A 10,862-nucleotide genomic window follows, 5' to 3' on the forward strand; every position below is an offset into this window, starting at 1 on the left:
AAACAGAAAGGACAGAAAGGACAGAAAGCAAAAAACCAGCCGTTAAGCTGGTTTCTTTAAAGATGGTGCCCGGACTCGGAATCGAACCAAGGACACAGGGATTTTCAATCCCTGTGTCGAGTTGTTAGATTTCATAAGTGATTGTGCTATATATGTAAAATTGCATCCTGAGATAATTATCAGGTGCCTAAATGCATGTAATTCCAGTGATTTCTACCAAAGGTGGGGAAGGTAAATCCACTCAAGCCGCCAATCTGGCTGGTTTTCTAGCCGATGCAGGTTTAAAAGTCCTTCTTATCGATGGAGACTATGCACAGCCGACCGCGAGTAGCATTTTCTCTCTTTCCTATGAAGCCCCCAAAGGTTTGTATGAATTGCTCATGCAGACCGCAGATCTAAACCAACCTTCGAGTCTCATATCCCACAGCGTCATCAGCGGGCTCGACATCATTATTTCAAATGACCCCCACGCTCAGCTTCCGACTGCCATGCTTCACGCTCCGGATGGTCGTTTACGCTTACGCAACGTTCTGCAGCACCCTCTTTTCCAGTCATATGATGTCATCATCGTCGATTCTCAGGGCGCTCGCTCCATCATGTTGGAACTGATTGTTTTGGCAGCAACGCGAACGGCCGTGGGTGTCGTAAAACCCGTACTGCCTGATGTAAGGGAATTTATCCGCGGTACCATCAATATGATGGAAAACTTGCTGCCTTTTTCAGCGCTGGGTCTGAAACTCCCAGAAATACGCATTCTGATTAACTGTATGAAGTACACCCGTCTGGCCCGTGATACTTACCAGCAACTCGAAGAGATCATCAACGATGGCCGGTATAGCGCTCACTGCGAACAAATCAGAGTCTCGTTGCTCAGCACTTTCATTTATGACCTCGAAATTTATGTTGAAGGACACGCAGCGGGTCAGCCTGCGCATCGCCTGGAAAGGAAAACCGGCCGTGTTAGCGACTCAGCGTTCGCCACGATGTACAACCTTGCAAGCGAACTTTTCCCTGAATGGAAACCGCAGTTTAACCGCATCGCCTCGAAAGAAATGGAGGCGAAACATGGCTGAATCAAACATGGAAGCCTTGCGGGGGCTTGTTTCTGTTGAAGCGGAGCAGGGTGTACTGGGCGGTTTAATGCTTGATAACGATCGCTGGGATGATGTTGCACTTGTTCTTACCGCAGATGATTTTTTCAGCAGAACGCATCAGACATATTTTCGTGAAATGAAGCGCCTAATCGACGCTGGCAAGCCAATTGATCTTATCACCCTGACAGACACGCTTGATCAGCAAAAAACGCTGGAGACATTGGGAGGATTTGGTTACGCAGCCACGCTCAGTAAAAACACGCCAAGCGCGGCCAATATTGTCGCGTACAGCGAGATTGTTAGCCGCTATAGCAGGGCGCGACAGCTTGCTGCTTTGGGTAACGATCTGACTCGGGATGTCTCTGCACCCCGTGCCGATATCTCTTCCATCCTCGAACAGGCCGAAAAACGCATCATTGATATCGCTGAAAAAGCAGAGCCTGAAAAAGGTACCTCGGTGATCGACGGGCTAGAGCGGCTTATCAGTGATTTGGAAATGCGCAATCAGTCAGGTAACGGGATAACCGGTACACCGACAGGTTATGACGATCTTGATACCCGCACATGCGGGCTTCAGGATAGTGATCTTGTGTTGCTGGCTGCGCGTCCATCGATGGGTAAAACGGCGTTAGCAATGGGCATGGTGACGGGCGCTCTTGAGCAACAAAAGGAAAGTGTCGTTCAGGTTTACAGTCTCGAGCAGCCGACTGAACAGCTTCTTATGCGCATGATTTCCTCATTGGGAAATGTGGAACTTCAACGTCTCAAAAGTGGGCTGCTGGAGGATGAGGATTGGGCTCGCATCAGTCATGTTGCTGGCCTAATCGCAAATGACTGGCGGGAAAGGCTGATCATTGACGATACCAGCTATTTGACCCCGTCGATGTTGCGTATCCGGGCACGTCGCAGCGCACGTAAGTACGGTAAACCCTCGCTGATCATGATTGATTACTTACAACTGATGCGGTGTCCCGATCAGGAGAACCGTACGCAGGAAATCGCTGAAATCTCACGCTCCCTTAAGGCGCTGGCGAAAGAGATGAAGTGCCCGGTTTTGGCGCTATCCCAGCTCAACCGCTCTCTTGAATCCCGCGCAGACAAACGACCAAACAACGGTGATCTCCGTGACTCCGGCGCGCTGGAGCAGGATGCCGACGTTATCATGTTTATTTATCGCGATGAGGTCTATAACCCCGACACAGAAGACAAAGGGTTGGCTGAAGTGATCATCGGAAAGCAGCGGCAGGGACCCATTGGGATGGTCACACTCCGTTTCGACAACCGCTTTACCCGCTTTGAGTCTGTTCGCGCTCCTGCCTTTCAGGGAGTAGCTTACTGATGAGCAAGTTCAACAAAGTTAATCTTTCTGATGCCATGCTCCAGCGCGGTAAATCACCGTCGCAGCTCACCACAGGCGATAACGCTTCACCAGCGGTGCTGCCACTTGGTGAAATGCCGATGGTGCTCACATTAGACCAGTTACGTCCCAATCCGGACAACCCGCGCACGTCGCGCAATCCCCGTTTCGATGATATTAAAACCTCCATTCGCTCGCGTGGATTAGACTCTATTCCCAAAGTAACGCGCGATCCGGAGGGTGAGGATGTGTATATCTTCAGCGATGGCGGGAATACCCGTTATCAGATCCTTTGCGAACTCTGGCAAGAGACAGGGGACGACCGTTTCTATCGGGTACAGACCATTGTTAAGCCCTGGCCCGGACGTCTGCAGTGCGTGATTGGGCATCTTGCTGAGAATGAAGTCCGCGGTGATCTCACCTACATCGAAAAGGCTTTTGGCATACATAAAGCGCGGACAATCTGGGAAGAACAGCTCGGAAAGGGTGTCACCTTGCGTGAGCTTTCTGATTTGCTTAATCAGCAGGGCTATCCGATACATTTCTCAGGGATTAGCCGGATGGAAGATACCCTGACCTATTTATACCCTTCTATGCCGATTCTTCTTGAGTCAGGGCTAAGTCGATCTCAGATAACACCTTTACTTAGTCTGCGTTCGACAGCTGAGAAAACGTGGAAAATATTTTCTCCTGACGTATCTGTTGAGCGTGATTTTCATGAGGTTTTCGCCGATACCTGCTGTTTATTCAATAACCCAGATTTATACTCCTTTGAGATGTTTCGTGATGAGCTCATTGGCGAGCTTCTCAAAGCATTACCGCACCCATCCCTGAACTATGACCGCTGGCTGATTGAGCTTGATCCTAAAGAGCAGCAGCGCCGCGAGATGTTTGGTGAACCGCCGGCACCGCCCGTCATGAGTCCTGTTCAGGACACGACCCTATCAATAATACAAGAAAAAGAAGTGAGGCAGCTCCCTCCGCAGCCTGATGATAAAACGCACTTAACCGGGCTGCGCTCCGGCACGCTGACCGGAACGCTTAACCGGCCTGAACCTGCTGCGGATAACAACGCTGACGTGCATGTTCCATCATTGCCAGCCTCTTTGCAGTCTCTAACCGATGGTAGTCAGCTGCGCCCTGCGGAACGAACGGAAACACAGCCGGATCTTTATGGTGGGCCTGCGGTTCTCAGCGGTGATCCGAGTGGGCAGTCAGCATTTAACGACATTAGTTTGTTTTCCGCGTTGTCAGAGACGTCTGATAATTCTGCTCAGTCGGTGCTTCACGAGTCATCTATTGCCTTTGCCGCGACGGGGCTTGAGCCGGTCACTGATATCTGGCACATCCCGGCATTGCAGGATGATATTGAGCACCTGCAGGACATGGCCTATCGCCTGGCCTTTGAACTCGCAGAGGCTATGGGATGTGAAGGTCGAATTCTAGAGGATAAATCCCCGCAGTCGGCGGGGTTCAGCGCTTCCGAACATAGCAGCAACGAGTTCGTGCTGTTCCTGGCTGGCATGACGGGGAATTTTCCAAAACAGCCCTTCAATATGTTTATGTTCTGTCTGAATTTTTTCGGCTCACCAGTCATCAGCGACCAGCCCGTTTTTGCCGATCAGCACGTCGTTAAAGTCATGCGTCTGATCCGCGTTTTACGTCGCCTGCGTGAGTTACAGCGTGATGCCGCAAAGGGAGGTTCCGATGACCTTTGATCTCAATGATGAAATGGCACAGGCGGTTACTGAACAGCAGCTCCGGGCAAGTCTGAGTCTTATTCTTGACGAAGTCCGTTCTGATAAACCGTCACATCACTATTGTGAGGACTGTGGAGCAGCCATTCCCGAAGCACGCCGTCAGGTTGTTCGTGGCGTCCGTTTTTGTATCGGATGTCAGGAAGTCCGCGAGCATCATCAGCATATTGGTATGGGGAAACGCTATGACAGCCGAAGGTAATGAAAAGCTTTTGCGCCGGATCCGTAAGCTTATGGCTTTAGGGACTCGCAATAACAACGCTTATGAGGCCGCGCGTGCCGTGCGTCTTGCGCAGGTCCTCATGCAGCGACACAACCTCTCGTCGGAGGATGTAGTGCTCGCCGACGTTCAGGAAGCGGTCAGTTATCAAATCTATTCCGATGCCATCAGTATCCCGGGGTGGCTGAATGCACTGGCTGCCGTGGTATGTATGGCCACGGGTTGCCGTTGCTGGTTTAGCTGGTATCACTCCGAAAGCCGAACCGGGAAACCTCGGCGCCGGCGTTCGCTGCATTTTTATGGATTGAATGAGCGTTCTGAAGTGGGGTTGTACGTATTCACGGTCCTTTCCCGCCAGCTCAGGGATGCCACTGATACACACATGCACTCAGCCTACCGGCTTAAACGCCTTAAAGTACAAACAAAACGAAACCGGGCTGACCAGTTCCGTGAAGGCTGGGTAGTGGGTGTTTGGAACGTTCTTGAGTCGTTTGAACCCTCAGAGAAAGAATCGGGTGTTTTGCGAAACTGGCTGACGCAGCGATGCGGAAATCAGGCGCTGTCTGAGCTTAACATTCGGGAAGCACGGAGCTGCCGCGGTGACACAAAAGCCCGCGTATCAGGCTGGATGGCCGGGCAGCATGCAAGGCTGAATCAGGGACTTAACGGTCAGGCGTCGCAGTTGAAAGCTTTGTCCTCGATAGGAGGAAAAGATGATGAGTAATGCGCTGATTTTCATAGCATGTACTGCCTGCTGGATGACGGACGCTTGGTTACTTGCAGATTTGGGGATGAACGGGGGGTTACTGTGAGCCAAAACTTATCTCAGGCAACAAATGCCATATTGACACATCTCCTTATGGAGCTGAAATCCGGGAATATTCGTCGGTGTGAGTCTTTAGGGATGACGATCGAAGAGGTGCGTCAGCTGAGTCAGCTGACCGTCGACGACTTGCATTACCTGATGCAAAGTAGCGTATCGGTGCTTAACCTGAGCATCAACCACGATAACTTCTGGATCATCGTCCAGCAGTCCAGAACCGAGCAGAAGCGAATGCAGCGTATCGACCGGGCGTTAGCGCTCGGCGGTTCTATTGAGCTGATGCAGACCTACTTTGGGCTGAGCGCCGCGGAGGTCAGCGCCCGGCGTCGTCTTAAGGGTATCGACACCGCACGCGGTCGCACGCAGGCGCCGGATGAGGAGGCGGATGCCGGCATCTGGGCGCAATGGGACGCATCGGGTCTCAACTCGCCGGACTCTCATGACGCACTGGACGTGATGATGCTCGCAGCCGAGCTCCATAACGTCTCACTGACGGCCGTCTGGACGCGCGTGACCACATGGTGTCGTGAGCGCGACCGTAAGGGCAACAAACGGGAGGCTATATGACCGAACTCATCGATTTCAACCCGCGTCAGCGCGTCACGTCTTCTGTGCGTCGTAAAGCCATCTGCATGGTGAACTCCCTTAAAAACGGCCAAAAGGTGTGCAAGCGGCTGGATGTAAACGGCTATCTCAAAATTGATATCGGTCCTTTCTGGCGGATGCTCAGTAAAGACGGAGGGCACAGCTGGTTGCTGATGAATCACGAGACCTATAACCGCGAAATCAAAAAATAACGCGGGAGGTTTAGCACAGTTTTACGATGACGCGCACATCTAGGAACGGGGGCCTTTATGGCCCCGCAGTGCTGTCACTGTCATGTAATAAGAGGACGCGAGATGGGATTACCGCCAGACAGCATCGTAGAGTTTACGCTGTCACGAATGCAGAACAACCTTGCCAACAGAACGGCGGAGAATGATGTCACCAGCGAGCGCAGCGGGCTGCTTTTCCTGGGCAATGTGCATGACGCTTTTCCACGTCAGCTGTTTATGGATACGCGTCTTTCGCCGCTGGATAAAACGGCGTGGGTGATGATCCGCCTCTACGCGCAGCAAAATGAGGGAGCGGTATTTCCTACATACGATGAACTACAACTCCAGCTCGCTTCCCCCCATGCGGAAAAGGCGTCCCGCGAAACCATCAGCAGAGTACTTCTCATGCTGAGGATAACCGGCTGGCTGAGCCTGTGTAAGCGCGTCCGTGATGCGCGCGGTCGCGTAAGGGGAAACATTTATGCCCAGCATGATGAGCCGCTCAGTTGCCGTGATGCGGAAACCTTTGATCCCGGTTGGCTTGACCTTGTGGCATCGAGTTGCCAGCACCGTAATAAAGCTGTCCGCATGACGGCCATGGCCGTTCTGGCCGACATCAAGAATGACCCGACGATGCGTCATCGCCATTCGCGTCTGGCCATGATCGACAGTCGTCTCGGTTCGGCATCAACGCCGCGGGAGATGGCCAGCCTGCGGGGTTCTTATCAGCCGGGTTCGGTTCCCGAACTCAGTATAAAAAGCGCAGAAAAGCATCATGAAATACCCGGTTCGGATACCGAACTCAGTGAAAAAGAGGTGCGGTCTGAACCGGGTTCGGATACCCAACTCAGTCTAAAATCAGTGAGTTACGCCGGAGTTCGAAAATCGAACCGTAACGTACGTATTTTCACACAAGGTGTGAATAAAAAAACGTACGTATCTGATGAGAAGGGTGGTAAGGGCAAGTCAGTATCTGATTTGCCCGAATCGCTGACGAGCAAGATATCTGCGGAGGACGCGGCAGCGCTGTCGGCCCAGTTGGATGCCTTGCCTGAGCCTCAGTCTTCAGCGCTGATGGGCATGCTGAAAAACCAGCTGCGTAAGGGCCAGCTAACCAACCCTATGGGCTGGATGCTGGCAATGCTCAAACGGGCCCGAGATGGACAACTGATGCTGCCAGAAGCCGTTACTTCGTCCCAGCCTGTCAGACAGGCAAACGCGGCGTTAACGCCGATGCCAGCAGTTCGAAAGCCTGCTCAACGGGCCTCTGCCGAAAGTGTTTCAAGCGTTATCGCTGATATTCGGAATGCGATGTTGCGGGGCTCATCAGTGGTTAAAAAGTAATCTTGTTGCGCCCCGCAACAAGATTAAAAAACAACCAAAAATTTAGTGCCTCTTTCAACGCGAGTATTAATTAAAGCTGATTGCCTAAAAAACAACCTTGTTGCGGGGCGCAACAAGGTTGGAAAATGTACAGAAACCTATTTCGCATCAGGGTTTGGGATTGCTTGGTCTTATATTCAGAGAATGGATGAAGAGTTTTTCGTTGTTGGGGGCTCTGTATTTTCATGACTATCTAGACCTTCTTAACTGATAAGACGGTGACAACGATGGCTGATATTACTGAGAAAAGAACGGGTGCATTGCACTCAGAGTTGAAAATTGAACTCCACAGCCACTATGCCATTGGGCTTTGGCAAGGTCGAAGGGCTGAAAAATCGGAAGAGGGTCTCAAGGGAAAGCCTGCCATTATGGGGATGCCGCGATTTCTAAGCCTGGCATCCAGGATCAACCTAGACTCCCTAAAAAATAATCCATGGGCAGATGCTGCCATGCTCGCGTTGGAAGAAAAGATCAATGACGCCAGTCGCACGATGTCCGCGCTAATAAACAGTCTGGACATTGACATGCAGTTGATCCCTGTGGGTGTCACCTTTACGGAGCCGGCGGTTTCTTCCCCTCTGGATATTAAGGTGTTCAGCAATACCCCGCTGGGTTATCGCTGTGTATATTTATTAATCGGTTTTGATCAGTTCTCAAAAAAAGCACTTCAAGCTTCACATTATGCGCTTATTTCACGCACCAAGCGCGATCAACTTCTGAGCGAGGGGGGGCGGTTGATTCGGCAGATATATGGCAGTGTTATTTCGTATCGTTCAGTGGCGATATCCCGGTTGGATGCTGTTGAAAATAACGCTGTATGGCAGCAGGCGGTTTTGGAACTCGGTGAACCTGATGTTGACGTGCTGCTGGGTAATCGTCGGTCTGCTTTCTCCCCGCCCGTCAATGAGGCCAGCGTTAATCTCCTGCGTATCCGCTACCGGACAAATAATAGCGGTAGTGCTAAATAAAGGAGGGAGAATGCGCCTATTCCTTTGTGAAAAACCCTCTCAGGGGAGGGACATAGCAGCCATCCTCGGTGCCACGAAAAGGGGCGCCGGCTTTCTTCAGGGCCCTGGCGTGACGGTCACCTGGGCTGTCGGCCATTTACTCGAAAACGCCTCTCCGGAGGCGTACGGTCCGCAGTTCGCAAAGCCCTGGAATATTAATGCCTTGCCGGTTCTGCCGGCACAGTGGCAAATGACGGTCAAGAAGGACACAGAAGACCAGTTTAAGACGATCGCAAAATTATTGAAGCAGGTTGACGAAGTAGTGATAGCCACCGACGCCGATCGCGAAGGCGAAGTCATTGCCCGGGAGTTGCTGGACTTTTGCGGTTGGCGGGGACCGGTAAACCGGATCTGGCTATCGGCGCTGGATGAACAGAGTATCCGTGAGGGACTCAGTAACATCAAACCCGGTAGCGAGACTCAGGCGCTGTATTATGCGGGACTGGGGCGAGCTCGTGCTGACTGGCTTACAGGCATGAACCTTACCCGTCTTTATACGCTGAAGGCCCGTGAAAAAGGCTTTGACGGTGTGCTGTCAGTAGGGCGGGTGCAGACACCGACGCTGGCACTGCTGGTGACCCGTGACAGGGTCATTGCCGCTTTTGCTCCGAAACCTTACTGGCAGGTCAGTGCGGTCTTGCATGCGGGTGGCGTGACGTTTGCTACACAGTGGGTACCTGCGAAAATGTACACCGATGAGGAAAAACGCTGTGTCCACCAGGGTATTGCCCAGCAGGTTGCCCAGCTGTGCCGTCAGACGGGGCAGGCTCAGGTTATTGATCAGGAAAAAAAGCGTGAGACACAAGCTGCCCCACTGGCCTTTTCGTTAGGCGCTCTGCAGCAGGCCTGCGGGAAACGGTGGGAAATGTCACCACAGCAGGTGCTTGATACCGCCCAAAGTTTGTATGAGACCCATAAGGCCACGACCTATCCCCGTACCGACTGTGGTTTTTTGCCGGAGTCGATGCGTGAAGAAATCCCTCAGGTACTTGCCGCCCTGGCCAAAACTGATCCCTCGCTGACGCCAGTCATAGCGACTCTGGATCCCCGTTTTGCCTCACGTATCTGGAACGATAAAAAGCTCACTGCTCACCACGGGATCATTCCGACTAAGCATGCCTGCGACCTGAGTAAAATGAATGATGCAGAGAAACGTGTGTATGAACTTATACGCCGCCACTACCTCGCCCAGTTCCTGCCTTTGCATGAGAGCGATGTGACACGGCTGGACCTCAGCATCGGGGGACAGCTTTTTCGCACAACCGGTCGGGTGGTCGTCATGCCTGGTTGGAAGACGTTGTTCAACTCAGCCGCTGACGGCAAAGAGAACGCCGAGGATGAGCGCGACAACGCGCTCCCTGCGCTGAATAAAGGGGGCGTATGTACCGTGACGGCCGCTGAGGTTCAGAGTCTTAAAACGAAAGCGCCGCTGCATTTCACTTTCGATACGCTGATAGCGGCGATGATGAACGCGGCATCTTACGTGACCGATTTGCATTTGAAAAAGGTTCTGAAAGAAAGTGCGGGTCTGGGAACAGAAGCGACCCGCGCCGGTATCATCGACACCCTCCTCAAGCGGGGGTATATCGTTATTAAGGGCCGCTATCTGCGGGCGACCGATGTGGCGATGGATCTGATTGACGCCTTGCCCGCGCCGTTGAAAGAGCCCGGCATGACGGCGTTATGGGAACAGGCGCTCGACGAGGTTGCCGCGGGTCGGATGCGGCTGGAAGATTTTATGGCCCGACAGACGGGCTGGACACGGCAGCTCGTTGCTCAGGGGTTGGTTCAAAATGTGACTATCCGCGTCCCCCCGACGCCACTGTGCCCTCTTTGTGGCAGTAAAACCCGGCTGCGGCGCGGTGAGAAGGGGACTTTCTACAGCTGTGAGAAATATCCTACCTGCAAAGGCGTGGTCAACGCCCCTGACCAGGCGAAGAAAAAACCGTCTAAGCCTAAGTCCCGTAAACCAAAGCAGAATTAACCGATTGCGGGCGGGGCATGTATTTTGCTATGTTTCTCGTGGCTCTGAAGCCGCACCCCGTGACTGCGGTCGGCCAGAATGCTACATGCATTGCGTTCTGGCCGAACAGTCTGACAGGCCGCTCCCACACCTGAGAGAAGAGTCTGTAAGGCACATAACCTCCGTGAAAACCGTGCCGGGTCCTGAACATGCCCCGGAGCTGCTTAAACAGCTTAACCTCAGATCGATGGTGCAGATCGCAACAGCGGTACCTTAGGGTGCCGCTGTTTATTTGTGCTTCCCCATTTTCAATTTTTTAGACCCTCTATATTGACTTCTTCTCGCCGCGGTTTAAAACTGAACAGGCCAATCGTTGTCTCTGACAACTGCCAATGTTCCGGTGATTTGAGAGGAACGCCTTCGGGTAATCACATGCCAATGCC

At 52.5% G+C, this 10,862-nt stretch carries 10 protein-coding genes; all 10 read left to right on the top strand.

The annotated features are described in order from the left end of the window. The first annotated feature begins 191 nt into the window (after nt 1–191). The 10 genes from J8X26_RS05505 to J8X26_RS05550 all read left to right on the top strand — a co-directional run bounded on the left by J8X26_RS05505 (nt 192) and on the right by J8X26_RS05550 (nt 10,440). Nucleotides 192–1,073 (top strand): ParA family protein, encoded by an 882-nt coding sequence (locus tag J8X26_RS05505; protein WP_208950338.1) that lies wholly within the window; start codon nt 192–194, stop codon nt 1,071–1,073. Then, on the top strand, nt 1,066–2,433 hold the full coding sequence (dnaB-PI, locus tag J8X26_RS05510; protein WP_208950339.1) for an SPI-7-type island replicative DNA helicase: 1,368 nt from the start codon (nt 1,066–1,068) through the stop codon (nt 2,431–2,433). Before J8X26_RS05505 ends, dnaB-PI begins: the two co-directional genes overlap by 8 nt. Beyond that, nucleotides 2,433–4,169, top strand: coding sequence for a ParB family protein (locus J8X26_RS05515; RefSeq protein WP_208950340.1), 1,737 nt, complete (start codon nt 2,433–2,435; stop codon nt 4,167–4,169). The genes dnaB-PI and J8X26_RS05515 overlap by 1 nt, the downstream gene beginning before the upstream one ends. Further along, nucleotides 4,159–4,410: a TraR/DksA C4-type zinc finger protein gene (locus J8X26_RS05520; RefSeq protein ID WP_208950341.1), complete on the top strand. Its 252-nt coding sequence runs from the start codon at nt 4,159–4,161 to the stop codon at nt 4,408–4,410. Before J8X26_RS05515 ends, J8X26_RS05520 begins: the two co-directional genes overlap by 11 nt. Beyond that, on the top strand, nt 4,394–5,152 hold the full coding sequence (locus J8X26_RS05525) for a DUF2786 domain-containing protein (protein ID WP_208950342.1): 759 nt from the start codon (nt 4,394–4,396) through the stop codon (nt 5,150–5,152). The genes J8X26_RS05520 and J8X26_RS05525 overlap by 17 nt, the downstream gene beginning before the upstream one ends. Before the next feature lie 84 nt (nt 5,153–5,236). Beyond that, a complete protein-coding gene (locus J8X26_RS05530; protein ID WP_208950343.1) occupies nt 5,237–5,818 on the top strand; it encodes a DUF2857 domain-containing protein in 582 nt (193 codons plus the stop codon). After that, nucleotides 5,815–6,048 carry a hypothetical protein gene (locus tag J8X26_RS05535; protein ID WP_208950344.1) on the top strand — a complete coding sequence of 78 codons (234 nt, stop codon included), beginning with the start codon at nt 5,815–5,817 and terminating at the stop codon, nt 6,046–6,048. The genes J8X26_RS05530 and J8X26_RS05535 overlap by 4 nt, the downstream gene beginning before the upstream one ends. Nucleotides 6,049–6,150: 102 nt before the next feature. Next, on the top strand, nt 6,151–7,410 hold the full coding sequence (locus J8X26_RS05540; RefSeq protein WP_208950345.1) for an STY4528 family pathogenicity island replication protein: 1,260 nt from the start codon (nt 6,151–6,153) through the stop codon (nt 7,408–7,410). 266 nt (nt 7,411–7,676) lie between these two features. After that, nucleotides 7,677–8,417, top strand: coding sequence for a PFL_4669 family integrating conjugative element protein (locus J8X26_RS05545; protein ID WP_208950346.1), 741 nt, complete (start codon nt 7,677–7,679; stop codon nt 8,415–8,417). 10 nt (nt 8,418–8,427) lie between these two features. Continuing rightward, nucleotides 8,428–10,440: a DNA topoisomerase III gene (locus tag J8X26_RS05550; RefSeq protein ID WP_208950347.1), complete on the top strand. Its 2,013-nt coding sequence runs from the start codon at nt 8,428–8,430 to the stop codon at nt 10,438–10,440. The last annotated feature ends 422 nt before the right edge of the window (nt 10,441–10,862 follow it).

Origin of the sequence: Rahnella sp. ChDrAdgB13 (genome assembly GCF_017655185.1) — a bacterium.
Taxonomy (GTDB): Bacteria; Pseudomonadota; Gammaproteobacteria; order Enterobacterales; family Enterobacteriaceae; genus Rahnella; species Rahnella contaminans.

Excerpts from the sequence above, each read along its gene's own strand:
- dnaB-PI (WP_208950339.1), top strand. The coding sequence starts at position 1,066 with ATGGCTGAATCAAACATGGAAGCCTTGCGGGGGCTTGTTTCTGTTGAA.
- J8X26_RS05535 (WP_208950344.1), top strand. The coding sequence starts at position 5,815 with ATGACCGAACTCATCGATTTCAACCCGCGTCAGCGCGTCACGTCTTCT.
- J8X26_RS05545 (WP_208950346.1), top strand. The coding sequence starts at position 7,677 with ATGGCTGATATTACTGAGAAAAGAACGGGTGCATTGCACTCAGAGTTG.
- J8X26_RS05505 (WP_208950338.1), top strand. The coding sequence starts at position 192 with ATGCATGTAATTCCAGTGATTTCTACCAAAGGTGGGGAAGGTAAATCC.
- J8X26_RS05520 (WP_208950341.1), top strand. The coding sequence starts at position 4,159 with ATGACCTTTGATCTCAATGATGAAATGGCACAGGCGGTTACTGAACAG.
- J8X26_RS05525 (WP_208950342.1), top strand. The coding sequence starts at position 4,394 with ATGACAGCCGAAGGTAATGAAAAGCTTTTGCGCCGGATCCGTAAGCTT.
- J8X26_RS05540 (WP_208950345.1), top strand. The coding sequence starts at position 6,151 with ATGGGATTACCGCCAGACAGCATCGTAGAGTTTACGCTGTCACGAATG.
- J8X26_RS05550 (WP_208950347.1), top strand. The coding sequence starts at position 8,428 with ATGCGCCTATTCCTTTGTGAAAAACCCTCTCAGGGGAGGGACATAGCA.
- J8X26_RS05515 (WP_208950340.1), top strand. The coding sequence starts at position 2,433 with ATGAGCAAGTTCAACAAAGTTAATCTTTCTGATGCCATGCTCCAGCGC.